This window comes from Novosphingobium kalidii (assembly GCF_040534015.1).
GTDB classification, from domain to species: Bacteria; Pseudomonadota; Alphaproteobacteria; order Sphingomonadales; family Sphingomonadaceae; genus Novosphingobium; species Novosphingobium kalidii.
In genome coordinates this window covers 458,081-483,077 of the sequence record NZ_JBEWLY010000008.1, presented here as the reverse complement: position 1 = coordinate 483,077, position 24,997 = coordinate 458,081, and the positions used below count along the sequence as shown (strand labels likewise).

Genomic DNA, 24,997 nt, shown 5'->3' with positions numbered 1-24,997 from the left:
CCGTGTCGAGATCGAAACCGCCTTGGGGTTTAGCGCACTTGCTTCGCCACGGCATCGAGCACACCGTTCACGAACTTAGTCTCGCGGGTATCGAAAAAGGCGTGAGCCACGTCGAGATACTCGCTGATAGCAGTTCCGGTCGGCACGTCGGGCCTCGCGAGAAGCTCCCAAGCTCCGGCACGCAAAATCTGCAGCATCGTGCGATCCAGGCGCGCGATAGACCAACCCGTCGCAAGCTTGGTGGTGAGCAGCCCGTCGATCTCCTCGCGCCGGGCGAGTACGCCCTTAACGACGTCATCGAAGAACGCGACTTCGGCCTCCGCGTACTGGTCCTCGTCGATCTCGGCGCCGAGACGATGACGATGGAACTCATCAAGGAGCTGTGCCTGCGGCGTGCTCTCCATCTCGTGCTGATACAATGCCTGTACGGCAGCGAGGCGGGCAGCTGCGCGCGCCTTCGACTTGGCTTTCATATTCCTAGCCTTGTTTCGATCGAGCGCGCATGCGCGGGAAGCCCTTCGGCCTCTGCCAGAGCGATGGCCGCCGGTCCAACGGCGGCCAGCGCGCGCTCGTCGAGTTGAATGAAGCTGGTGCGTTTCATGAAATCGAGCACCGAGAGCCCGGAGGCGAAGCGTGCACGGCGGCCGGTTGGAAGGACGTGATTGGGGCCGGCGACGTAATCACCGACAGCCTCTGGGGTGTGGCGCCCCAGGAAAACACTGCCGGCATGACGGATGCGTGCGAACAGAGCTTCCGGCTCATCGGTGGCAATCTCCACGTGCTCGGCCGCCAGCGCATTGGCGAGGCGAGGAGCCTCATCCAGGCTTGCCACCTCTATGATGACGCCATGCTTCTTCCAGCTTTGCTCGGCAACACGCGCCGTCTGCAGCATGGATATTTCAACGCCTACCCGTTCAGCTACGGTATCCGCAAATACCGGGTCGTCAGTAATTAGGATGGATTGCGAGGACGGGTCATGCTCCGCCTGGCTCAAGAGGTCGGCGGCTATCCATTCCGGCTCGTTTTTGCCATCCGCGATCACAAGGATCTCGCTAGGGCCAGCAACCATGTCGATGCCCACAACCCCGTACAGCTGCCGCTTTGCTTCGGCTACCCAGGCGTTACCCGGCCCGGTGATCACGTCGACTGCCTGGATGTGTTGAGTGCCGTACGCGAGTGCACCAATCGCTTGTGCTCCGCCGATACGCCAGATCTCGTCCACTCCTGCGAGGTAAGCTGCACCGAGTACTAGCGGATTGATGATGCCTTTCGGAGTTGGGGTGACGACGACTAGCCGCTCGACGCCGGCGACCTTCGCGGGAATGGCATTCATGAGCAGCGAGGATGGGTAGGCTGCACGACCGCCAGGTACGTAAAGCCCAGCAGCGTCGACAGGGCTCCATTTGGCACCGAGGCGAACACCTATCTCATCTGTAAAATCGCGGTCTTCGGGCTTCTGCGCTTCGTGATATGCGCGGATACGCTGTGCTGCCAGTTCGAGCGCTGCGCGTAGTCCGGGCTCGAGTGCATCAAAAGCGTGACGGCAGGCGGACAGTTCGATCCGCCAGGAAGCATCGTCGGTGAGGTCGTGCCCGTCAAACCGGCACGTCAGTTCCGCCACCGCTTCGTCGCCGCGGTTGCGCACATCGGCAAGAATAAGTGAGACGTCGCGAGCGACGTTCTCATCGCTTTCCCGGCGCTCCCGGACCAGACGCTGAAACGCTTGTTCAAAGCCGGCGTCTTGAGTGGAGAGCCGCTGCATCAGGCCGCTGCCTTCTTCTCGGCGACGAGCGCCCGGAAACGTTCGACCAAGGCGCCGACACGCTCATCCGTCTTGAGTGCGGCGCGGTTCACGATGAGCCGAGCCGAGATCTCCAGAATCGTGCTCGTCTCAATGAGACCGTTCTCGCGCAGTGTACGCCCGGTGGAAACCAGATCTACGATCCGGCTCGACAGCCCTAGGCTGGGTGCGAGTTCCATCGCCCCGTTGAGCTTCACCACTTCGGCCTGGATGCCCATTTTTTCGTAGTGACGGCGCGTGAGGTTTGGGTACTTGCTTGCGATCCTGAGATGCGAGCGGTTCGCACCGCTGACGTGTCCCTCCGGCTCGGCGACCGACAAACGACAGTGTCCGATATCCAGGTCTACTGGAGCATAGAGGTCGGAATAGGCGAACTCCTCCACAACGTCCGATCCGACGATCCCTGCCTGCGCTGCTCCGTGCGCCACGAAGGTCGCAACATCAAAAGCGCGGACTCTGATGAGGCGCATGTCTGCCTTCTCGCAGGCGAACGAGAGCGCTCTCGACTTCTTGTCGTGAAATTCGGCTTCGGGAACCACACCGGCGCGCGCCATCAGCGGCAGCGCTTCGTCAAGGATGCGGCCCTTTGGCACGGCAAAGATCAGCGGGGTTAGCATCATCGGGGCCTTAGGCGGCTGCCCCAGAAAGGGCAACATGAGAGCGGCGACTGCTCGTGGTTCAGCAGCTTTGGCGGATAGGGCTTGTTAATCTTCGTCCGGGGCGCGAGCACGGATGGCGAGGGCGTGAATTCGCTGTCCCGGAAGATCGCCCAAAGCTGCATTCACCATTCGCTGACGCTGCAACCGCGATACGCCGGCAAAGGCAGCGCTCTCGATCTCTACGGTGAAATGCGATTCGCCGCTGCCGTCATCGCCGGCGTGTCCGCGGTGCTGCGCGGTATCGTTGATGATCTGGAGCTGAGTGGGGGCGAATGCGTCGGTGAGACGCTGTCGCAGTTCTTGAGCAATTGGTCCGTTCATGCCTTCCATTTAGGCGAAGTGTCACCCATCTGAAAGCCGGTGAGCAAGCATAGATTTCACGGAAGATTTGAGGCGACGGGCCGCGCCTGCGGTTGGGTGGGTTGCGAAGAGGCTGGTGAATTCCGCGCGCCCGGACCGCGCTCATCAAGCTTCGATGGGCCTGGAGATTTCCGGTGGTTTTGCCTCGATCATGTGCGGCAGTTCAACGCCGGGTACGATTACTTCGAAGGGATGAGCTCGGAGGAGATCTTCGAAGCGCAGTCGCCGCTGCATGGGTGGGCTACATCGAGCCGTACCTTCCGCCCGGACGCCGGGGTCGATGAGGCGCCGCGCTGGGCCGACTTCTCCGATCCGCTAGAGGCGATCAGCGCACGGGCCAGGTCGCACGTTCGCGAACGGCGTCACCATGTGCGCGGCGCGAGCTCCGTTTTCTCGCCTTCGGAGCAGCGCGCAATGGCGACGTTGGGGCTTGACGCAGACGCTGATCGCATGGCGCTTCGTCGCCGTTATACTGCACTCGTGCGTCAGTTTCACCCAGATCATAACGGGGGGGATCGATCCCGCGAGGGGCGGCTCCGCCAGGTGGTTGAAGCATATCAACTGTTGCGGAAAGCGACAGCATTCGCGTGACTGCTTATACTTTTTTTGGATCGGACTGGGTCTGACGCTGAGCTGAAAAGCCGAACCCCCGCGAAGGGGTGACGCGGGGGCTCCATCTCAAGTTTATGCCCGAATTCTATTACCAGAAGAAGTCATAGATCACATCAACGACTCGACCGTTGTATACGTCCACCAGCACGACGTCATCGTAGTAGCGCACCCAACGGTAGGGGCCGTAAACGGCCGGAAGCCTGTACTGCCATGGATCGGAAATCCAGTAGCGCTGACCGTAAAAGAACGTGCCAAGAGTGAAGCCCACGGCGATCCGGCGATAACTGTAGCTGGAGTAGGGGGCATAGTAGCGGCCGGCGCGATAGACGTTCTGGTTCCGCGCCCGGTACCTAGTCCAGTCATACCGACTGTTGTTGCGCCAGCCTCTGTCCCAGTTGCGGCTATCGCGAGATCCGCTGCGCCAGTTATAGTCCTGCCGATCCCTGCCTTGGATGACCGTGCGGGATTTAATCTGCCGGTCTGCCCGACTGCCGTTCCAATCGCCGCGCCGATCGCGCCATCTTTCAGCAGACCTGTCGCTTTGACGCTCATTCCGGTCGGACCAGCGATTGTCATTTCGGTCGATGCTGCGCTCACGCTGTTCCGTGACACCTTGGGAGTCGCGCCAGTCGCGGGATCCCTGCCACTGCCGTTGCTGGTCCCAGGTTCTTCCCCGGTCGTTGCGATCTCTGCTACTGGAGGACTCGACGTTGCCTGCGCGCCAATTGCCGCGTGTTTCGGAAGAACGACTTGCTTGTGCTCCGGCAGTTGCCGTTGCGGACGGCGATTGCCGCTGCGCGCGCCTCTCCATTCTACGCTCGCGATCTTGCAGGTCTTGCGGAGTTAGGCGGCCGTCGCTGCGAGCACCCACTCGTTCACTGCGCTCTTGCGCTGTTGCGAGCGTTGGGGCTGTCATCGCCATCGCGGCGAGTACTAGCGCGCTCACGCCGGCGGCTCTTCCGACCCCTCGACCAGCTTTGTTAACTTTTGCCATCTGTCCCATTCTCCGAAGGGACGGGTCGCACGGCGATCGCGGCCTGTCCATAGAACGGGTTTAACCAACATCCGCTGTCGGCTGACTGAACCAGCACCATGCCTACCGTTCAGGTTCGTCATAGGAAACCTGAACGGTAGGGGCATAGTTTTAGCGGGTCAACTTCTTGTAGGCGAGCGCTGTCGGACGATCTGCAGCGTCTCCCAGGCGGCGGCGCTTATCCTCCTCGTAGGCAGCGAAGTTCCCCTCAAACCACTCGACGTGACTGTTGCCTTCGAAAGCCAGAATGTGGGTAGCAAGGCGATCGAGGAAGAAGCGGTCGTGGCTGATCACCACTGCGCAACCGGCAAAATTCTCGATCGCATCTTCCAGCGCGCCAAGCGTTTCGACGTCAAGGTCGTTGGTGGGTTCGTCGAGCAGAAGCACATTGCCGCCCTCCTTCAGCATCTTTGCCATGTGGACGCGATTGCGCTCACCACCAGACAACTTGCCAACGTTCTTCTGCTGATCCTGACCCTTGAAGTTGAAGGCCCCCACATAGGCACGGGTCGACATATCGTGGCCGTTGACCTTCATGTAGTCGAGGCCGTCCGAGATTTCCTCCCAAACGTTCTTCGATGCGTCCAGATGATCGCGGCTCTGGTCGACGAAGCCGAGGTGAACCGTGCTGCCGATCTCGATCGTGCCCTCGTCCGACTGCTCCTTGCCCGTGATAAGCTTAAACAGCGTGGACTTGCCGGCGCCGTTCGGGCCGATAACCCCGACGATACCGCCCGGCGGAAGCATGAACGACAAGTTTTCGAACAGCAGCTTGTCACCGTAGGCCTTCGTCAAGCCCTTGGCTTCGATCACCTTGCCGCCGAGCCGTTCGGGAACTTGGATGACGATTTGCGCCTTGCCGGGCTTGCGGTTGCTCTGCGCTTCCTGAAGTTGTTCGAACTTGCGGATACGCGCCTTCGACTTGGTCTGGCGAGCGGCGGGCGTCTGCCGGATCCACTCCAGCTCTTCCTTAAGCGCCTTGGAGCGGCCGGATTCTTCGCGCTCCTCTTGAGCTAGGCGCTTGGCCTTCTTCTCAAGATAAGTCGAGTAATTGCCCTCGTAGGGGAAGTACTTTCCGCGATCGAGTTCAAGAATCCAGCTAACGACATTGTCGAGAAAATAGCGATCGTGGGTGATCATCAGCACCGCGCCGGCGTATTCCTTGAGATGGTGCTCCAGCCACTCGACGGACTCGGCGTCGAGGTGGTTGGTCGGCTCGTCGAGCAGCAGGATGGAAGGCTTCTGAATCAACAGGCGAGTCAGCGCGACGCGCCGCTTCTCACCGCCTGACAAGCTGTTTACCGGCCAGTCGCCGGGAGGGCAGCGCAGCGCTTCCATGGCTAGTTCAAGTTGGCTGTCGAGCGACCAGCCGTCAACCGCGTCGATCTTCTCCTGGAGCGTTCCCATTTCCTCCATGAGAGCATCGAAATCGGCGTCCTCTGGTGGATCGGCCATGATGTTCGAGATCTCGTTGAACCGGTCCACCAGATCTGCAATCTCGCGCGCGCCGTCCTTCACGTTCTCCAGGACAGTCTTGCTGGGATCAAGCTCCGGCTCCTGCTCAAGGTAGCCGACCGTGATGTTCTCGCCGGCCCAGGCTTCGCCCGTGTAGTCGGTGTCGATGCCGGCCATGATCTTGATCAGCGTCGACTTGCCGGCGCCGTTCGGACCAACGATGCCGATCTTGGCGCCTTGGTAGAACTGCAGGCTGATGTCGGAAAGCACCGGCTTTTGCGCGCCGGGGAAAGTCTTGGTCATGCCTTTCATGACATAGGCGTACTGGGCGGCCATCAGAGATCCTCTGGGAATTTTGCGGGTGAGGGAAGTGGCGCGTGCTCTACAAGCGCACGGCGTTGACCGCAAGACTGGCGGGTTTGGGATCTCTGCGGGACACCTGATGCCTCCTGCACGGCGGCTTAGGTCGGCTGTCGCGGGGCTATCGGCGCCGCGCCACATCTGGCATGCTGTCTTCCAGAAGTACGACGGACCGGCTTGATGCTGAAAAGTACTCCAGCATAGCCTCATAGCCGCGAGGGCTGAGGCGCACGTAAACGCGTCGAGCGTCGCCCGGATCCGCCTCACGCGTAAGCAGCCCCTCACGTTCAAGAATGGAAATCCAACGTAGGGCCGTCGTTGAAGGGACTGCAGACCCGATGCAGGCGCTAGTGACAGAGACGCGGCGTCGTTCCTTCGCGGCAATGAACAGGTCGAGCAGAATGTCCCAAGCCGGTTCACCGAAAAGCTCGTCCGAACGGAAGATTTTATTCCTTCTGCGCCGATCGTCATAGGTCTGGCGAGCCAGTTCAACCCAGATGGGATGATCCTGATGCGTTGACTGCGGTTCAAACGCCTTGTCGGCAGGGCGAGAGACGCCGTTGCCCTCTGCGTGAGTCACCATTTCTAGCTCGCGAGCCATGGCGAGCAGATCGTTGGCGATGCCGATCAAGCGCATGGCCTTTGCACGGTTACGCATGACTTGTTCAGCTACGACCATCGACACACGGCCCCGACCGCAGCTTGGCTGCGGCTTGCATCTGGTTTCATAGTTTATCACGCCTCGTCTGAGGCTCCCGTCGCCGGCGCCGTTTAAGAGGCGCTACCCGGACGGAGAGCCGGTCCGCTCTGGAGTAACCATAAGCGGGGCGACTGGAGGACGTCTTGGTGATGCTACTCCGGTATGGAGGTTTTTGCTTTCAGTTCGAACTGCCTGCGCAAAGCGTGGATGGCCATGTCGACGTGCGCTGCGGCAACGTCGGCTTCTATTTGCTCCAGTTGGCCAAGGCAGTTCATCAGTGCTTTGTCGAGCTCTTCGGTATTCACCGGATTCAACACTGTTGGATGATCAAGCATTAAATCGGCCTCCACGGCGCAGGGCTAAGCCCTGCGATCGTCCTCTAATTGGACTGTTTTTCTGTTTGCGACCCGGATTGTTCCGGAGACATTTATACCTGCTTATATAACCAAAACCGATGTATATCGGCCTGAGCTTTGCGCTTCCATAGGTTGGAAGACCAGTTCTGCTCTCGCATGGCCTTTACGTAATGTGAGAGGAGAAACTAAGAATCCGCTAGTCAAACTACCGGAGTATACCGGATGTCCCAGCGGACAAGCTGTTCAGCCTAAGCTACCGAGATGCTCCGCATTAAGCTTGATAGTTGCTGCCTGCGCGAGTTCCGCAATCTGCTCGATGGTCGTGGCGCTAGCCAGGGGAGCGGCGATTCCAGGTTGCGCATTGAGCCACGCCAGCGCGACTTGTGCGGGAGTTGCACCTATCTTTCCAGCAACATCGCGTAGCCTGTGGAGCATGGCCCAACCGCCGTCTGCGGCAGCGTCGTCAAGTGATGAGGCGCGCGGGCTCCCCTCCCAATCCTTTGCAGCTCCGTACTTGCCGCTGAGAAATCCGGCGGCCAGTCCATAGTAGGGCATGACAGCGATGCCCTGCCGCCGGCAGAGGTCCTGCAGCAGCCCTTCGTAGGCATCCCGGGCGACGAGGTTGTATAGTGGCTGCGCTGCCGTAAATGGGCGGAGCTTCATGCGCTGTGCAGTTCCGTTAAGCTCAGCCAGTCTGTCGGGCGCATAATTAGAGACGCCCAGTTCGCGTATTTCGCCCGACTGACAAGGTCCATTGAAAGCGGAGACCACTTCATCAAGCGGGGTAACCTGATCGTCCCGGTGGACGTAGTAGAGGTCGACGTAGTCGGTACGCAGCCGCTCCAGCGATCCTGCGAGAGCCGAAGCGACAGCATCGGGCTGAAGCGCGCCCGGCGGCCCACCCATTCCAGTCTTCGTGCCGATGCGCATGTCGCCGCGAATACCGCGGCTCTCGAGCCACGCGCCTATGATCGCTTCCGACTCGCCGCCCTTGTTTCCAGGCACCCAGGCCGAGTACCCCTCGGCGGTGTCGATCATGCGTCCGCCCGCCTCGTAAAAGGCATCGAGCACAGCGAAACTACGATCCTGGTCGATAGTCCAGCCAAAGACGTTGCCTCCTAGCACGAGGCGGATGCCGCTCAGGCAGGGATGGTCGACCGGATCGCTGCTACCCACCAAACCGTTCCTTCAGTTCCAAGAGTGCAATGGCAGCCTGAGCCGCTTCTCCGCCCTTGTTCTTCTTCTCAGGGTCGGCACGAAGCAGAGCTTGAGCCTCATCTTCCACGGTAAGGATGCCGTTGCCAATGGCAACTCCGTCCATCGTCATTGCCATGATTCCGCGGGCGCTCTCACCCGCAACGATCTCGAAGTGGTACGTCTCGCCCCGAATGACCACGCCAATCGCCACAAACCCGTCGTAATCGCCTGTAGCCTCAGCCAGCGCGATCGCTCCGGGGATTTCGAGCGCACCCGGAACAGTGATGGTCTCGCTCTTGTGGCCCGCCGCCTTCAGAGCCCCGCGGGCGCCGGCGATCAGCATGTTGTTCAGGTGGTCGTAGAAGCGAGCTTCAACGATGAGGAACTTACCCATTCTGTTCTTCTCCGGCCCCGTCGATGGCGTGCTCGCCGACGATGTTGAGGCCGTAGCCTTCCAGCGCGACAAGCGAGTGATGCGTATTGGTGAGCAGGATCATGTCATGCACGCCCAACTCAGCCAGGATTTGTGCTCCGACACCATAGTCGCGCAGCTCTCCAAGGTCAGGCTGCTCACCGGCGCGCACGCGCTGCTTGATGTCGATCGAGCGTGACATCAGGCTCCACATCGGGCGGTTGATGAGCACGATAACGCCGCTTCCCGCCTTCCCGATGATCTCCATGGACCGGTGCAGCAAGTCGCTCCGCGGCCCTTGATGCTCACCCAGGATGTCGGCGAAGATCGAGAGCGTATGCATGCGCACCAGAGTCGGTTGGGATGGATCGATGCGTCCCTTGACCAGCGCCATCGTCTCTTCGCCGGTGGCTTGGTTGTAGTACGTGCGCGCACTCCACTGACCACCGAACCGGCTCTGAAACGTGAGGTCGGCTTTCTTTTCCACCATGCGATCGTGCCGCCGGCGATAGGCAATGAGGTCCCTGATCGTACCGATCTTCAGGTCGTGCATTCGGGCGAAGGCGATCAAGTCGTCCATGCGAGCCATGGTGCCGTCATCACGCATGATCTCGCAGATCACGCCCGAAGGGTTAAGGCCGGCGAGGCGAGAAATGTCTACCGCGGCTTCTGTATGGCCTGCGCGCACAAGCACGCCGCCATCGCGAGCGCGCAAGGGGAATACATGACCCGGCGTGACGATGTCATCACGCGACTTGGTGCCGTCGATGGCAACACTAATGGTGCGGGCTCGATCGGCAGCTGAGATGCCTGTGGTCACGCCCTCGCGTGCCTCGATTGAAACGGTGAAAGCGGTTTCGTGCCGCGTGCCGTTCTTAGGGCTCATGGCTTCAAGCCCAAGTTGCTCGCATCGCTGGGAACTGAGGGAGAGGCAGATAAGTCCGCGTCCGTGCGTCGCCATGAAATTGACTGCGGAAGGGGTGGCCATCTGGGCGGGAATCACCAGATCGCCTTCGTTCTCACGGTCCTCGTCATCCACCAGGATGAACATCCGGCCGTTGCGCGCTTCGTCGATGATTTCTTCAATGGGAACGAGCACCTGGCGATCGTCGTTGGACGACAATACGCGTTCAAGCTTGTTCAGTGTCTCTGCAGTGGGGTTCCAGTCGGGCTCGGTACAGTCGCGAAGAGTGTTTGCGTGGAGCCCTGCCGCTCGAGCTAGTCCAGAGCGGCTCATGGTGCCGTCTGCCACCAGCTTGCGAACTTTTTCAATCAGGTCAGTAGCCATTTGAGTGCCCGTATCACATTGTGCTGTGATCCGCTGTAGGCTGTACTCACATTCTGGGCAAGGCTGATTATTGCGATGTGAGGCTCGGAAAGGATGAAACGGGTCCGGCAAGCGAACCCCTTTCCATTCGAAGATTTCGAAGCCTGCCTTTAGGCTTGTTTCTTCCCGGCACTCATCATCTTGGAAATGTCGACCTGACCTGTTGCCAGACCACCCATGAAGCCGCCGTCGACGGGAAGGACGATGCCGTTCACCACGCTCGCCAGATCGGAGTTGATGAGTACCAGTGGACCCGCCTGCTCCTCGGGAGTGGTATAACGGCCTAGCGGCTCGGCGGCTGCATCGACGACTTCTTTACCGGAAGTGGCGTGGAAGGTCTCCATCATCGGCGTCTGCGTGGGCGAGGGGAGAGAGCAGTTGATGCGGATGCCCTTTTTGATGAGCTGCGCGCCCATGAACTGGGTCCAGACGATCACTGCTTCCTTGGAAAAGGCGTAGCCCTCAGCAACCTGGTCGGCGTTGGCTTCGCACCAGTCGAGGCCCGCCTGAAAACCTTGGGTCTGGAGAAGCTGCATGTGGACAGGGATACGGCGGCTCCAGCCCAGACCCCCCGTGGAGGCGATGGACACGATCGCACCCTTGCTGCCCATCAGCGGCACGACCTGTTCCGTCAGGTGGCGAGTGCCGAGAAAGTTGACCTTCATCGTGTCGAGCGGAGGAAATCCGCCGCCGCCGGGCAGGCCGGCGCAGTTGAACAGGGCATCGACCTTGCCGCCAACGCTGGCCACCCCGGCCTCGATCGATCCCGCGTCCCGCAGGTCCACTTTGTTGAACGAGGCCAGTGGCAGATCGACGTCTTTGTAGTCGAAACCGTGCACTTCAGCGCCGAGGTCGAGCAGAAGCTTGGCAGTGGCTTGGCCCATGCCGGAGAAGCAGCCGCTCACGATAACGCGTTTGCCTGCGTAGCCGAGAATGTCGCTCATGATCGTGATCCTTCCATTGTCCGGGCGCAGGGCCCTTAGGGGCGTAGCTATGCCGGGGCGCGCCAAAGCATCAACTGCCATTCGGCGTGATCGCGGCAGCGATGCTGTGCCCGACGAGCCAACGACCGGTCGGTTTGCCCCAACATCACAGCCGCCACGTCACTCAGGAGGGGCGGTTTGCCTCAAGCAGGTTCTGGTCCGCTGTGAGCAGCGTCAGCTTTTTTGCGCTCCCTGGCGGCGTGGCGGCGTTTTCGTTTGTCGAGCGCTTCACGGGTGGGGATATGCTCGTCCACGACGTCAGCCAGCACCGCGCCCCTCTCTCCTGGCGGCTTGGCGGGCCCCACGGTCGTATCGCAATACGTCTGTCGCTCGATTTCGGCATTCAGCAAGGCGCCAAGCAGAATGCCGTACGCCGACAGAAACAGCCACATCAGGAACACCACGATCGCAGAGAGGGATCCGTACATCGCGTTGTAATCACTGATGTATGCCACGTAGAGCGAGAAACCGAAGGAGACTGCGATCCAAAGCAGAGTTGCAAGCAGCGAGCCGGGGGTAAGCCATCGCCACTTTGCGGGGCGTCGATCGGGGCCATACCGCATGATCAGCGCAAATCCCGCAGTGCCGAGCGCAATTGCAGCTACCCAGGTGAGCCACTTGATCAGAGTGGCCGTCCCACCGCCCACCAGCACCGACGTCTGCGTCTGAATCCACGCGAAGACGCCACCTGCGAGAACTCCGGTCAGGGCAATCATCACGGCGGCCACCGTTAGGCCTGCCGCACGAAAAGTCAGTGCTATAAAGGAGCGCGTCTCGCGTTCTTCATTGATGATGTTGAGCGCGCTGATCATTCCGCTGGCCGCGCGCATGCCACCGTAGATGGCGAAGAATAGTGCTATGATCAGAGCAAGTCCGGTCACGCTTGAACTGGTGGTGACGATTTGAAGCAGCTGTTCTTCGATCAGCCTTGCCGCCTCTGCCGGAACGACATCCACCAACGCTGCCATCTGCTGCTGGACCCGCAAGGGATTGCCGACAAGGCCGTAGATCATCACGGTCGCGGCGATCAGCGGCGTGATCGCCAGAAACACGTAGAAGGCTAGCCCCGCCGCCAGAAGCCCCACCTCGTGAAAGCCGGTCATCACGTAGACCCGCTTCAGGATCTGTATCCAGGCCGGTGCCGGCAAGGACCATGGCGATGAAGCGGTCGCCCCCGGCGGGCTGGAAGGCTCGGACGTGTTCTCGGTCACGCAAAATCCTCCTTGATTGCGGGAACTATGATCCTGCACAGGCGATTAGGAAGCCGGAGGCGGAGACAAAGCTCGCTTCGAACCGGGGGGTGTTGCATACTACAGGGCATGTCCAAGCTAAGTGCCGGAAGCCAGCAATGTTCCCTCGTGCAGGGAGTTAGCGTTTGGCTTGGGAGTGCGGGTACGACCGCAGTGGCGCTCGCGCTGCTGAGCGCGCCTGCGCATGCCCAGGATGCGGTTCTTGTCGACCAGCCGAGCGCACCTGCTGCTGTGACTGAAGGGCTTCCGAACGACTCATTGAGGGCCGGCAGCGTTGCCATCCCCGAGCCGCCTGCCGAAGCGCCGCTGCCGCAGGTCGATCCCATCATTCCCGACGAGGAATTCAACAGCGCTGTGCCCGAACTGAGCGTAGATGACGATCCTGAGCTGGACAGGCCGCTGGAGTCCATCGAGAGCTTTGAGCGCCGCATCGCCGGGCAAGAGGCTGATGTCGCTCCGACAGAGGGTCAAGCGCTTCCGGCAGGAGATGGGGCGTTGGCGGATCAGGATCCGGTAGAGGAGATTGGCGACGCACCGATTCGGGACGCTGAACTGGCCGCGCCATTACCTCCGCTCGACCAGTTTGAGGTCGCGCCGGTGCAATTTGCCGAGGAAGAAGCGCTCGGTGCCGAGGCGCGGGTCGACTATGTGGTGAGGCTTGAGGGCCTGGATCCGGCGGACGGCTCCACGGATGCGGATCTCAGGGACATGTTCGAGAACTTGTCTGCGCTTGAGAAGGCCGATGGCGAAGCCGCTAATGTTGCCATGCTGTCAGCCAGACTGGATGAAGACGCCGAACTGTTGAAAACCATCCTCGCCTCGCAGGGTTGGTATAATGCCCAAGTGCGCACTCGGCTCGACCAGTCGGCGGTTGCTGAAGGTGGAGCCGTCGCGGCCGTGATCGAGGTGGCGCCCGGCAAGCGGTACACGTTCGCAGACATCAACATCGAGGCCGAGCCAACCGTCCCGCCAAACCTCATAGCCGAGAACCTTCCCTTGCAGGTCGGCAACCCCATCGTCGCAGAGCGGGTACAGGCCGCAGAGGCAAGAGTCGCTTTGGCCTTGCTTCAGAATGGCTACCCCTTTGCCGAACTGGGCGAACGCGACATCCTGCTCGATCAGACGACGGGCGACGGGGTCTACACGCTCCCTGTAGATGTTGGATCTCGCGCCCGCTTTGGAGGTTTCAATACTGAAGGAGATCTCGCCTTTGGTGTTGAGCACATCAGGACGTTAGCGCGCTTCGAGAAGGGCGAACTCTACGACAGCCGCAAAGTGGACGACTTGCGAAAGGCTTTGATTGCGACCGGCCTTTTCTCAACCGTCTCTGTAGAGCCGAAGCGAACTGGCGAGGCGGCCGCCGAGGGTGCAGAGTACGTAACGATGCTTGTGAGGCAGGACGCCGGCCCCCCTCGCACCATTGCAGCGAGCGCTGGATATGCCGCTGGGCAGGGCTTCACGCTCGAGGCTACGTGGACTCACCGCAACATGTTCCCGCCGGAAGGAGCGTTGATCGTGCATGGCGTGGCCGGCACGCGTGAGCAGGGCGCAGGAGTCACATTCCGCCGTGCGAACGCGGGAAGGCGGGACCGCACATTCGAAATGATCGCTGAGGGGCTCCGCAGCGACTATAACGCGTACAACGCTCTGACGGGCCGACTTGCGGCGCGGGTGAGCTACGATTCCACGCAGATCTGGCAGAAGCGAGTGACTTACGCCTACGGTGCCGAAGTGCTCGGCACTGCGGAGCGGGAGTACGATTTCAGCGTGGGCGAACGGCGCCGGCGAACCTTCTACATTGCCTCGCTTAATGGACAATTGGGCTATGATACCACCGACGATCTGCTCAACCCTACAGAGGGCTTTCGGGTAACGGGCCTGCTGCAACCGGAAGGCTCGCTTCAGGGCGATTTCACGCCCTACGTGCGTGCTCGCCTGGATGCTTCAGCTTATCACCCGTTCGGTGAGAGCTTCGTTCTGGCCGGGCGCGTGGGCTTCGGTACCATCCAGGGGGCCGAGCGTTCTGAGATTGCGCCCTCACGACGGTTCTATTCGGGCGGCGGCGGCTCTGTTCGCGGGTTTGGCTTCCAGCAACTGGGGCCGCTTGACCCAAATGGCGACCCTATTGGAGGACGCAGCTTCAACGAAGGCTCGGTTGAGGGACGTTATCGCTTCGGAAACTACGGTATCGTTGCATTTGTTGACGTCGGGCAGTCCTACGCGTCCACAAAGCCGAAGTTCTCGGACTTGCGTTACGGGATCGGGATCGGTGGCCGTTTTTATACAAACTTCGGTCCCTTCCGCATAGACGTTGCCACGCCGCTTGATCGCCGTGCAGGAGAATCCAAGATCAATGTCTACGTCTCCATCGGGCAGGCTTTCTGATGGCGAATACGGAAGACGCGATGCCTCCGGCGCATGACGAGCAGGAGCTTCCCGACGGGAGTGGGGAAAGCGTCGCCGCCGGCAAACCTCGCCGAAGGTGGGGGCGGCGCGCCGCCAAGACGATAGCTGCCATCCTGATCGGTCTGGTGGTGCTCGCAGCCGCCATCGTGCTCGGGCTAAACACTGGTCCCGGCCGGCGCTTTGTCGCGGATCAGATCGCGGCGCTGGAATTCGAAAACGGCATGAAGATTCGCGTCGGCCGCATCGAGGGCAACCTCTACGGCGAAATGACGCTGTACCACCTTTCGGTGAGGGACCCGAAAGGGGAGTTCCTGTTCGCGCCTAAGGTCGTGGTGGACTGGCGGCCGTTCGAGTACATCAACAACCACGTGGACGTGCGCTCCGCTACGGCTGAGCGTATGATATTGAGGCGAACGCCGCAGTTCCGCGAAACACCTCCACCCGATCCCAACGAACCTCTGCTGCCCAATATCGATATCGATATTGGCAAACTGAAGGTCGACCGCTTTGTCATAGCGGAGCCCGTGACTGGCGAGCGGCGGATTGCCTCGATCCGTGCGCAGGCTCATATCTCCGATGGCCGGGCGCAGATCAGAGCGATAGGCGGGACCGTTGCCGCGCAAGGTGTTGCCGGAGGTGATCGTTTCCGCGTTTTACTTGATGCCGTTCCACAAGAGAACCGGCTGGCGATCGACCTCGCCGTCAATGCGCCCGCTGGAGGCGTCATCGCCTCGCTCGCCGGGCTCGAACAGCGGCTTGCTCTGGAAGTCAGCGGAAGAGGTGATTGGGCCAATTGGCAAGGCCGAGTCGCGGCCAACCTCGGTGGCGAAGAACTTGCTCGCCTTGCCGTAAGGGCGCGAAATGGAATGTTTGCTGTGCGCGGTCGCACGCGCGTGGCACGACTGGTTGCGGGGCCGACAGCAAGTCTGCTGGGCCCCGTCACCAACCTCGACATGACCGTCGCACTGGCTGACCGCCGCGCCAACCTTTCCGGACGGATATATAGCGATGCCTTCACACTCACGCCGGATGGCATCGTCGACCTGTCTGACAACAGCTTCGAGAACTTAAGGCTCGCATTCGTGCTGCACAAGCCATCCGTTCTTGCTGAGGATCTCAGAGGTGCCGGAATCCGTGCTCTTCTGACGCTGGATGGCGCGTTCGCCACGCCCAAGGTTCAGTACGCACTGAATGCTGAGCGCATTATCGTGGATGACATGGGGCTTGTGGGGTTCAGCGCCGCCGGTGCCGCGCGCGTCAATCCCGATCGCATCCTTATCCCGGTCAGTGCCAGGGCGCAGCGGATCACCGGCCTCGACACGGTTGCAGGCGGAACGCTCACAGACGTGCGCCTGAACGGTGACCTCGCGATCGATGGCGACCGCATCCTGTCGGACAACATGCGTATCCGTTCGGATAGGATCGACGCCAAACTTATCCTGTTGGCCGATATGAGCGAAGGTTTGTACACCGGCGCCATCGATGGGCGGATCGACAACTACCGGCTAGAGAGTGTCGGCATCTTCAACATTCAAACCGACGTGGACCTGAGGGCGCAAGGTAGCGGATACGCGCTGGAGGGCACCGTGCGGGCGCGTTCTACTCGGCTATTGAACGACACTCTGCAGACTTATCTTGGAGGCAATTTCGTTGCTTCCTCGCATGTGAACTATGGATCCGACGGCGTTGTTCGTTTCTCCAGTTTGCGGTTGGAGGCGCCGGACTTGCGTGTTGTCGGTGGTAGCGGATCCTATTCGCCCGAGGGGCGGATCGTGCTTACAGCAGACGGCATCTCTGAACGGTATGGCCGGATCGGAGTGCGAGTTGCAGGAACGCTTGCTGATCCCAATGCGCGCATTACCGCCGAGAACCCTGACCTTGGCCTCGGCCTTGCCAACGTGGATGCCCGTATCGACGGTGTAAGCGGCGGCGGGTATCGCCTCAATCTGACTAGCGACACTGACTATGGTGCGCTGACGGCAGACGTGACTCTTGAGATGGGTCAGGCGCTCGCGATACAGGTAAACAGTGCCAATCTGGCAGGCGTCGATCTTTCTGGCCGCATCGTTCAGTCTCCAGCCGGACCATTCACCGGGCGCCTTGTGGCGTACGGCAATGGACTTGGCGGATTGCTGAGGTTGGATGCCGAGGGTAAGTACCAGGAGGTCGTGTTCAACTTGCGTGCGAGTAACGCTGTGTTCCCTGGTCCAGCCAACTTGGCTGTCGGGTCAGCCATCATTGACGGGCGCGCTGTGCTCTACGACCAGCCGCTTGTTATCGCCGATGCACAGCTAGCCGGGACGCAGATCGGGGAGTTCAACATCGCGGCTGCGCGTGTCCTCGTTAATTATCAGAATGGTCGAGGCAACGCCAAAGCGCTTGTCGAGGGGACGAGCGGCGTTCCCTTTCGCTTGAGCGCAAATGCAGATCTTGAGCCCAAAATGTGGCGGGTTGCCTTGGCCGGCCGCGTGCGGGGCATAGACGTGCGCACGGTGACTCCGGCGCGGATCGTACCGGGTGAGAGTACTTACGAGTTGCTCCCAACGACTGTCAGCTTCGGAGGTGGAAGCGTGAAGCTGGCGGGCAGCTACGGCACCGGCATCAAGCTTCAAAGTCGGTTTGAGGACGTGGACATGGCGCTGGTCAATGCCTTTGCGCCAGGCCTGGGCATCGGCGGCCGTGCAAGTGGCAGTCTCGACTTCGTCCAGCCAAGTTCCGACGCTTTCCCGCGAGCCGACGCGCGCCTGCATCTTGATGATTTCACTCGGACCACGGCCGCATCCGTCAGCCAACCAATCGATGTCAATTTCGTCGGCAAGTTGCTGCCCGATGGTGGAGAGGCGCGGGCTGTGATGCGCCGCCGTGGTACTGTAATTGGGCGCGTCGTTGCCTCGCTGCGCCCGTTGCCCGCAAGTGCAGGGTCGTGGCCCACGCGATTGATGAACGCGCCGCTAGGTGGCGGCATCCGGTACAATGGGCCCGCTGACACGCTGTTTTCGTTCGCAGGTTTGACCGATCAACGTCTCTCAGGCCCGATCGGGCTTGCAGCAGACTTTGGCTGCAGGGTTCAGGATCCGTGTGTGAACGGTGTCGTGCGCGGACAGAGTCTCACTTATGAGAACCTGACGTACGGCACAAAGCTCACTCGGATGAATGTCACGGGCCGCTTCACCGGCAACAGTCTTCAAATTGAGAATCTCACCGCACGGGCGGGTGATGGCAGCATTAGAGCGCAAGGGCGCGTCAGCCTCTCAGCAGAGGCTGGGTATCCCATGGATATTGCGGCGGAACTCAACGATGCTCGCCTTGCTCGCAGCGAAGGGCTGTCCGCAAGTGCGACCGGCAGCCTGCGCCTGACCAAGACGGCTGGGGAGGCTCCCCTGCTGTCGGGAGAACTGCGCCTGCCGGAAACACGTTACCGCATCATCCGTGAAGGCGCAGCAGAGGTGCCGACGCTCACCGGCGTGCGTTTCAAGGCCCCACGAGGCCCGCAGCGCATCACGGGCGATGAGCCTGCGCAACCCTCCGCCAGCCCGTTCTCTTCGGTTCGGCTGGACTTGCGGCTTCTTGCATCCGAGCAGTTGTATGTGTCTGGCATGGGCCTGGAATCTGAGTGGAGCGCAAACCTGTCGGTGAGCGGGACCAATTCGGAACCGCGTCTGGCGGGCCAGGTGGAACTCATCCGCGGCACCCTTGGCTTCGCCGGACGATCTTTTGAGCTCACCGAGGGATTGATCTCGTTCAACGGCGGACCCGTCATCAATCCCACGCTGCGGATCGTCGCGACGGAGGAGGTTGAGGACGTCACCGTCAATGTGAACGTGGCGGGCCGGGCGATGAATCCTGAGATCACCTTCACCTCGACGCCATCGCTGCCACAGGACGAGATCATGGCACGCGTTCTGTTCGGCAGCTCGATCGCGAACCTCTCGGCAATCCAAGCAGTGCAGCTGGCCTCTTCGCTGAACTCGCTGCGCGGCTCGGGAGGCGGCCTGAATCCACTTGGAACGCTACGATCGGCAACAGGGATCGACCGCTTGCGGATTTTGGGAGCGGATGAGACCACCGGGCGGGGAACTTCGCTCGCGGCAGGTCAGTATCTGACGGACGATATCTACGTCGAACTGATTACCGACGCTCGCGGCTTCACTGCGACGCAACTTGAAGTCAGCATTACCCCTTGGCTGTCCGTTCTGAGCCAGGCTGGGGGCTCGGGCGTAAACAGCTTCAATGTGCGGGTGAAGAAGAATTACTGATGCCTGCGCACATGGTTCGCCTTGCTCTCGGTGCCGCGATCAGCGTGACGGCTCTCTCCGCGTGCAAGAAGGAGCCGAGCTTCGATGAGCGGTACGCGAGCGCTCACAAGGTAATTCAGGAGAAGGCGGCGGAGCTCGAGAAGGACATGTCCAGCCGGGCCGCCGACGCACAGCCTTCCCCCATTCCAAGACCATCGGACCCAGCCGACGCGACTTAACATGCTCCGCTTATCTGCTTTTCACTCCAGGGCTCCATGTGCCATATTCGCCTAGCGGGCGGGCGGATGGTGCAAGGGGGACACGTTGGTGCCAACCTCGGGAAGCCCCTCCAAAGCGCCCCAGCGATGCTGGAGAGGTGACGGTGTGCGGCGGCTTTGCGCGCGCCGCATGAGGCACTAAAGCCATCGAACAAGAGTTCAGCGCAGCCACGACACGGAGGCCATCGAGAGGTTACCATGAGCGAGACTTTAACCAACAGGGCATCACCGGATGCCGCCACGCAACTCGACATCTATCGGCGCATGGTGCGGATCGAACGTAACGACGAGTTCACACGCGCCCAGATCCGTCAAGGACGCATCACTGCACCATACTACTCGGCACGCGGGCAGGAGGCGATCCCCGCCTCCATCTCCACCTTGCTGGGCGACGACGACAAGATCTGCACGATCTATCGTGGCATTCACGACATGGTCGCCAAGAATATGCCGCTGCGTCCGCTGTGGGCCGAGATCTCGGGCCGCGTAGATGGCACCTGCAAGGGTAAGGGCGGCCCAATGCACCTGACGCACCCGGAAACGGGAGTGATGGTGACCACCGGTATCGTCGGCTCCTCCATGCCGATCGCCAACGGCTTCGGCTGGGCGGCGCTCTTGGACGGCACCAAGCAGGTGACGGTCGCCTACTTCGGCGATGGCGCGAGCAACATCGGTGCCTTCCACGAGGCGCTGAACCTGGCTGGCGTGTGGAAGCTGCCTGTGATCTTCGTGTGCCAGAACAACGGTTTCGCCGAACATACGCGTTATGAGAACGGCACTGCCGTCGACCAGATCTCCAAGCGCGCGGTAGGCTATGGCATGCCCGGCTACACCGTCGACGGCAACGACCCGCTGGACGTCTATGCTCACGCCCATGCCGCCATCGAGCGAGCCCGGGCCGGTGAGGGGCCGACCTTGCTGGAGTGCAAGACGTTCCGTTTCTTCGGACACGTGTTCGGCGACGACGACAAGTACATGGACCCGGGCGAGAAGGACGCCGCGCGCGAGTTCGATCCGCTGCCGCGTTTCCGCCAGAAGCTGATCGATGATGGCATTGCCACCGAAGAGCAACTCGAGCAAATGAAGAGCGACATCGAGGCCGAGGTGAAGGACGCCATCGACTTCGCGCAATCTTGTGAATTCCCGTCCGTGGACGAACTGCGCCGCGACGTCTTTGCCGAGGAGATTCCGGCATGAGCACCGATACCAAGGCAGCAGCCACCGAGATGGTGAAGATGAACGGCATGCAGGCTATCAACGCCGCGCTTGTCGAAGCGATGGAAGCCGATCCCAAGGTCTTGGTCCTGGGCGAGGATGTGGCCGATCGCGAGGGCGGCGGCGTCATAGGCGTGACGCGCGGCCTCTCGACCAAGTTCGGCGACATGCGGGTGCGCTCGACTCCGATTTCCGAGCAGGCGATCATTGGCGCGGCGATCGGCGCGGCGATGGCAGGTTACAAGCCGGTGGCCGAGATCATGCTGATGAACTTCACGACCGTGGCGATGGACATGATCGTGAACCACGCCGCCAAGCTGCGCTTCATGTCGGGTGGTCAGAGCCAGGTGCCGATGGTGATCCGCACTCTGACCGGCGCAGGCAACCAGACCGCTGGCCAGCACGCTGACTTCTACGAGGCGTGGTTCTGCCACACCGCCGGCATCAAGGTGGTGATCCCCTGGACTCCTGCCGACTTCAAGGGCCTCTATCTCTCCGCGATCCAGGATCCCGATCCGGTGATGATCATTGAGAGCGGCAAGACGCTGTTTGTGCCGATGGAAACGCCGGCCAACCAGGGCCCGATCCCGATCGGCAAGGCGCAGGTCGTGACGGAGGGCAGCGACCTCACCATCGTCTCCTACGGGCAGATGATGTTCACGGTGATGCAGGCGGTCGGGGAACTGGCCGAGGCAGGCGTTTCGGTGGAAGTGATCAACTTGCGTACGATCTCGCCGTGGGACAAGGAAACCGTCCTCGCCTCGGCCGAGAAGACCGGGCGCTTGCTGGTAGTCCACGAAGCCGGGCGCAACTTCGGCCCGGGCGCCGAGATCGCCGCGACCGTGCAGGAGACGCTGTTCGGAAAGCTCAAGGCTCCTGTTGGCCGCCTCGGTGCACCCTATTGTTCGGTACCGTTCGCCAAGAAGCTTGAAGACGCCTTCCTGGTGCAGCCGCCCGAGATCGTTGCCGAGGCAAAACGCCTGGCCGCGATGGGCTGAGGGCTAAGCATTTCGTCTTGACGCAGAAATTGGCTTCCGCAGCGATGCGGAAGCCCATTTTGCGTGAAGGAGAGTGTGTAATGGTGGGCTGTCCTTTTGCACGGCGCAGTCTTGGCGTGGTGACGTTAACCTTTGCCATGATGCTGATGATGGGGTGCGCTGAGCGCGCCGAGAACGCTATACGGCCGGCTGAGGATGTGAGCATCAACCCCGCGGAGCATCTGAGCACCGTGCTAGCGGATCGCCTCTATCCCCGAGCCGTGCCGGTGGATGACCTGGCGCAGGTCGCAGGCAATTGGGACGTCGTGCACTTTTCAGGATACCGGCCCCCTCATCTTGTTGGCGCGGATCGCAAGGGAGCGGTCCGTTTCATGACAGGGGAGTCAGTGCCGGGCTCGGCTGCAACAGCGTAAGTCAGTTCGGCACAATTCGGCACAATAAAGGGCGGGCGCTTCCTAGCCGATTTCACCTATCCGGCGATTCAGACGGCGATGGGCTGCGACGCCGAGAACGAGATGCGTTACGAGCGCTATTTCGCCTTCTTCCGGAGTGCTCCTCTCGTGGAGCGGATCAGCGATCCTCGTCTTCGGCTCACTTCGGGTGACATGGAGCTTGAAGTGGTCAATCCAGAAGTGACGCGCTTGCAGAATTTGCCCGCTCTGAATGAACTTCGCGGGGCGTGGAAGCTTCAGTCCTTGAATGGTCCGGGATGGGGCATCGGGTTGACTGCCTTTCCCGGCCACCTTTTGATCACCGGCAACCGCATCGCTTACTCACCATGTCAGAGGGATGCGGTGTCGTTCAGGTACAACGGGGGGCGCCTCAACACGAATCCAACAGCGCCGCTCCCAGCGAAACCAGACTGTGCAGCGCTTGCAGAGGATTACCACGGACCGGGTGCGCCGCGTCCGATCGACGTTCTGGACCGTGCTCCATGCCAGCCCGACCGTTGAACGCTCGACCGACGGCGCTCTTTTGTTGACTGCCGGTTCGCTCAAACTCTTGATCGCGCCGGCAAAGCCGTTGAAGCACTAGGGGAAGACAACAGAGTAGGTTGGCCGGGACACGCAGCGGGTCGCATCCCGGTGCGATGTCACCGCGCGAGCGCTGCGCGACCCACGCGTTCATTCCACAAGTCGGACGCACCGCAAAGCTGCAGGTTCAGCATGGCGCGCTTCATGAAGAGGTGAATATGGTGCTCCTCGGTGAGGCCGATGCCGCCGTGGAACTGGATCGCCTCTTCGGTGACCCACTGGTAGACTTCGGCGGCGTAGGTCTTGAGGCCGCCCATCTGCTCGGCAGGGACGGCATCGGCAGCGGCGCGGCTCCAAAGCAGGGCTTCGGCCGGAACGATCTTGATCTTGCAGTCGGCAGCCCGATGCTTGAGCGCCTGGAACATCGCGATGGGTCGGTCGAACTGCTTGCGCATCTTCATGTATTCGACCGACGTGTCGAGCGCGGCATTGGCGCCGCCAAGGCAGTCGGCCGCAACGGCCAGGTGAGCTTCGGGCGAGATCGCATCGTGAATAGCACGCGAGCCCGCCGCATCCGCGAGGCTGAGCGAAGCGTCGGGGCGGAAGTTCTCCAACACCAGGTCGAACAGGCGGCGACTCTTGTCCCAGATGGGCCGTTCGACGAGGCTGACACCCGGCGCATCGGTGGGCACGAGGGTGTAGCCGCCTGGCAAGTAGGCGATGACGGCGGCCGCCATGTCGCCTTCGAACACGCCAGAAACGGTGCCCGATACCGTGCTGTCAGAGCCGGTCTCCAGCTTGGTGGGAAGCATGTGCAGCGGCACGTATTCGCCGCCGGCGATCCGCTCCAGCCAGTCATCGCGACCTTCCAGCGTCGTGCTTTCGAGGACCGCATGAAGCCCGAGTTGCGCCGGGATCAGCGGGGCGCTGGAGAGGACGCGGCCGAGTTCGAAGTGGATCATGGTCGAGGCTTCGCGGCCGAGCCCAAGGCCGCCCAGTTCCTCTGGCAAGCGGATCATCAGCCAGCCCATCTCGGCGGCGAGGGCCCAGCTGGCGTCGCGCTCGGGGATGACCTTGTCGGCGGGGAACGCCTTTTGCACGGCGTCCTGCAGTTCGTTCAGTTCGATCATGTCAGAGCACCCATCCCTTGGGTTCGCGCGGCATCTCGAGCATGCGCTCGGCGATGATGTTGCGCTGCACTTCCTCGCTGCCGCCGGCGATGGTCCAGGCGTAGGAGTTCATGAAGTCGGCCATCCAGTTGCCGGTGTTGAGATCGCCGAAAGTGATCGGCTTCAGGTACTGCTCGTCCATTCCGCCAAGACGCACGCCCAGCAGCGAGTAGGCGCGGAGTGCGCGGCTGTAGCTGTTCTTGACAATGGAGGCGTCGCCCATCCGCTCGACGCCCTTGATGCGGTTGTCGAGGAAGCGGTCGGCGATGGCGCAGGTCGCGTCGACCTGCGTCACCAGCGCGCCGAAGTCGCGCAGCACGCCGGCATCGTTCTCAAGCCTGTTGTCGCGGATGAGCTCCGCCACGCGGGAGAGGGCACCGCGCATGCGGTAGGCCAGCTCCATCAGCGTCAGTCCGCGCTCCGAGGCCAAGGTCGCCTGCGCGTAAGCCCAGCCGTTGCCTTCCTCGCCGACGCGCTGCTCGACCGGTATCACGACATTGTCGAGGAAGATCTCGGCGAACTCCTCATCACCCTGGATCTGGTGGATCGGGCTGACGGAGACGCCGGGCGTCTTCATGTCCATCAGCAGGTAGGTGATGCCCGCCTGTTTGGGGCCGTCGCTCGAGGTGCGGACCAGCAGCAGGCACATGTCCGCGAATTGCGCCATGGTTGACCAGACCTTCTGACCGTTGACGACATAGACTTCCTTGCCGTCGCGCACTTCGCGCACCGCCTTGCACTTGAGCGCGGCGAGATCGGAACCGGCGCCCGGCTCTGAGAAGCCCTGGCACCAGGTCTCGCCGTCGAGGATGCGGGGCAGGTACTTGGCCTTCTGCTCGGGCGAGGCGCATTCGTGCAGGGTGGCGTAAGCGTGGTATGTTGAGACGAACGAGAGCAGCAGGCGCGGCGCATCGATGCGCGCGAGCTCTTCGTAGATGACTTTCTGTTCAGCGAGGCTGCGGCCGCCGCCTGGCCATTCGGCCGGCCAGTGCGGGATGGCGTAGCCGCCCTCCACCAGCTTGGCGAACCAGCTGCGCTGAGTCGCTACGAAATCTTCCTGGGTGCGGCTTGCATCGCGCCAGTCACGCGGCGCATTCGCCTCCATCCACTCACGGACTTGGGCGCGCAGGCTCTCGAGTTCGGGTTGGTCGGTCATGGCGGTTCCATGCACGGCAGTTGTGCGCTCGTCCAGACCCGCGGAGGTGCAACCCCATCGC

General features: G+C 61.4%; 23 protein-coding genes. 8 read left to right on the top strand and 15 right to left on the bottom strand.

Going from position 1 to position 24,997, the window contains the following annotated elements:
- Positions 1–29: 29 nt before the first annotated feature.
- The 4 genes from nusB to ABVV53_RS05455 form a co-directional block, all read right to left on the bottom strand.
- Positions 30–473, bottom strand: a complete 444-nt coding sequence (nusB, locus tag ABVV53_RS05470) for a transcription antitermination factor NusB (protein ID WP_353983363.1) — start codon at positions 471–473, stop codon at positions 30–32.
- Positions 470–1,762 (bottom strand): histidinol dehydrogenase, encoded by a 1,293-nt coding sequence (gene hisD / locus ABVV53_RS05465; protein WP_353983362.1) that lies wholly within the window; start codon positions 1,760–1,762, stop codon positions 470–472. Before hisD ends, nusB begins: the two co-directional genes overlap by 4 nt.
- Positions 1,762–2,418: an ATP phosphoribosyltransferase gene (gene hisG, locus ABVV53_RS05460; protein WP_353983447.1), complete on the bottom strand. Its 657-nt coding sequence runs from the start codon at positions 2,416–2,418 to the stop codon at positions 1,762–1,764. Before hisG ends, hisD begins: the two co-directional genes overlap by 1 nt.
- Positions 2,419–2,505: 87 nt before the next feature.
- A complete protein-coding gene (locus ABVV53_RS05455) occupies positions 2,506–2,781 on the bottom strand; it encodes a BolA family protein (RefSeq protein WP_353983361.1) in 276 nt (91 codons plus the stop codon).
- A gap of 39 nt (positions 2,782–2,820) precedes the next feature.
- On the opposite strand from ABVV53_RS05455, the gene ABVV53_RS05450 reads away from it, so the two are divergent.
- Positions 2,821–3,411: a J domain-containing protein gene (locus ABVV53_RS05450; RefSeq protein ID WP_353983360.1), complete on the top strand. Its 591-nt coding sequence runs from the start codon at positions 2,821–2,823 to the stop codon at positions 3,409–3,411.
- A 109-nt stretch (positions 3,412–3,520) separates the two neighbouring features.
- On the opposite strand, the gene ABVV53_RS05445 is transcribed toward ABVV53_RS05450, so the two are convergent.
- The 9 genes from ABVV53_RS05445 to ABVV53_RS05405 all read right to left on the bottom strand — a co-directional run bounded on the left by ABVV53_RS05445 (position 3,521) and on the right by ABVV53_RS05405 (position 12,466).
- The gene (locus tag ABVV53_RS05445) at positions 3,521–4,378 is read right to left on the bottom strand and encodes an RcnB family protein (protein ID WP_353983359.1); all 858 of its coding nucleotides are present in this window, start codon (positions 4,376–4,378) and stop codon (positions 3,521–3,523) included.
- 198 nt (positions 4,379–4,576) lie between these two features.
- A complete protein-coding gene (gene ettA / locus ABVV53_RS05440; protein ID WP_353983358.1) occupies positions 4,577–6,256 on the bottom strand; it encodes an energy-dependent translational throttle protein EttA in 1,680 nt (559 codons plus the stop codon).
- A gap of 145 nt (positions 6,257–6,401) precedes the next feature.
- A complete protein-coding gene (locus ABVV53_RS05435) occupies positions 6,402–6,938 on the bottom strand; it encodes a MarR family transcriptional regulator (RefSeq protein ID WP_353983357.1) in 537 nt (178 codons plus the stop codon).
- A gap of 194 nt (positions 6,939–7,132) precedes the next feature.
- Entirely contained in the window at positions 7,133–7,330 is a 198-nt protein-coding gene (locus ABVV53_RS05430) for a hypothetical protein (protein WP_353983356.1), read from the bottom strand.
- A gap of 249 nt (positions 7,331–7,579) precedes the next feature.
- Entirely contained in the window at positions 7,580–8,512 is a 933-nt protein-coding gene (locus tag ABVV53_RS05425) for an aldo/keto reductase (protein WP_353983355.1), read from the bottom strand.
- Positions 8,505–8,927 (bottom strand): 6,7-dimethyl-8-ribityllumazine synthase, encoded by a 423-nt coding sequence (ribH, locus tag ABVV53_RS05420; protein WP_353983354.1) that lies wholly within the window; start codon positions 8,925–8,927, stop codon positions 8,505–8,507. The genes ABVV53_RS05425 and ribH overlap by 8 nt, the downstream gene beginning before the upstream one ends.
- Complete coding sequence (gene ribB / locus ABVV53_RS05415) at positions 8,920–10,233, bottom strand: 3,4-dihydroxy-2-butanone-4-phosphate synthase (RefSeq protein WP_353983353.1); 1,314 nt, start codon at positions 10,231–10,233, stop codon at positions 8,920–8,922. The genes ribH and ribB overlap by 8 nt, the downstream gene beginning before the upstream one ends.
- Positions 10,234–10,382: 149 nt before the next feature.
- Entirely contained in the window at positions 10,383–11,216 is an 834-nt protein-coding gene (locus ABVV53_RS05410; protein WP_353983352.1) for a coniferyl-alcohol dehydrogenase, read from the bottom strand.
- 182 nt (positions 11,217–11,398) lie between these two features.
- Positions 11,399–12,466, bottom strand: a complete 1,068-nt coding sequence (locus ABVV53_RS05405) for a YihY/virulence factor BrkB family protein (RefSeq protein WP_353983351.1) — start codon at positions 12,464–12,466, stop codon at positions 11,399–11,401.
- A gap of 147 nt (positions 12,467–12,613) precedes the next feature.
- On the opposite strand from ABVV53_RS05405, the gene ABVV53_RS05400 reads away from it, so the two are divergent.
- The 7 genes from ABVV53_RS05400 (at position 12,614) to ABVV53_RS05370 (ending at position 22,590) form a co-directional block, all read left to right on the top strand.
- Entirely contained in the window at positions 12,614–14,890 is a 2,277-nt protein-coding gene (locus ABVV53_RS05400; RefSeq protein ID WP_353983350.1) for an autotransporter assembly complex protein TamA, read from the top strand.
- Positions 14,890–19,167, top strand: coding sequence for a translocation/assembly module TamB domain-containing protein (locus ABVV53_RS05395; RefSeq protein WP_353983349.1), 4,278 nt, complete (start codon positions 14,890–14,892; stop codon positions 19,165–19,167). The genes ABVV53_RS05400 and ABVV53_RS05395 overlap by 1 nt, the downstream gene beginning before the upstream one ends.
- Positions 19,167–19,385 carry a hypothetical protein gene (locus ABVV53_RS05390; RefSeq protein ID WP_353983348.1) on the top strand — a complete coding sequence of 73 codons (219 nt, stop codon included), beginning with the start codon at positions 19,167–19,169 and terminating at the stop codon, positions 19,383–19,385. The genes ABVV53_RS05395 and ABVV53_RS05390 overlap by 1 nt, the downstream gene beginning before the upstream one ends.
- Positions 19,386–19,622: 237 nt before the next feature.
- Complete coding sequence (locus ABVV53_RS05385) at positions 19,623–20,621, top strand: thiamine pyrophosphate-dependent dehydrogenase E1 component subunit alpha (RefSeq protein ID WP_353983347.1); 999 nt, start codon at positions 19,623–19,625, stop codon at positions 20,619–20,621.
- Positions 20,618–21,637, top strand: a complete 1,020-nt coding sequence (locus tag ABVV53_RS05380; RefSeq protein ID WP_353983346.1) for an alpha-ketoacid dehydrogenase subunit beta — start codon at positions 20,618–20,620, stop codon at positions 21,635–21,637. The genes ABVV53_RS05385 and ABVV53_RS05380 overlap by 4 nt, the downstream gene beginning before the upstream one ends.
- A gap of 80 nt (positions 21,638–21,717) precedes the next feature.
- The gene (locus tag ABVV53_RS05375; RefSeq protein WP_353983345.1) at positions 21,718–22,050 is read left to right on the top strand and encodes a hypothetical protein; all 333 of its coding nucleotides are present in this window, start codon (positions 21,718–21,720) and stop codon (positions 22,048–22,050) included.
- A 78-nt stretch (positions 22,051–22,128) separates the two neighbouring features.
- Positions 22,129–22,590, top strand: a complete 462-nt coding sequence (locus tag ABVV53_RS05370; protein ID WP_353983344.1) for a hypothetical protein — start codon at positions 22,129–22,131, stop codon at positions 22,588–22,590.
- A gap of 140 nt (positions 22,591–22,730) precedes the next feature.
- Here the strand turns inward: ABVV53_RS05370 and ABVV53_RS05365 are convergent, their stop codons facing one another.
- Together ABVV53_RS05365 and ABVV53_RS05360 are read right to left on the bottom strand one after the other, a co-directional pair.
- Complete coding sequence (locus tag ABVV53_RS05365; protein WP_353983343.1) at positions 22,731–23,741, bottom strand: acyl-CoA dehydrogenase family protein; 1,011 nt, start codon at positions 23,739–23,741, stop codon at positions 22,731–22,733.
- A 1-nt stretch (position 23,742) separates the two neighbouring features.
- The gene (locus tag ABVV53_RS05360) at positions 23,743–24,936 is read right to left on the bottom strand and encodes an acyl-CoA dehydrogenase family protein (protein WP_353983342.1); all 1,194 of its coding nucleotides are present in this window, start codon (positions 24,934–24,936) and stop codon (positions 23,743–23,745) included.
- Between the last annotated feature and the right edge of the window lie 61 nt (positions 24,937–24,997).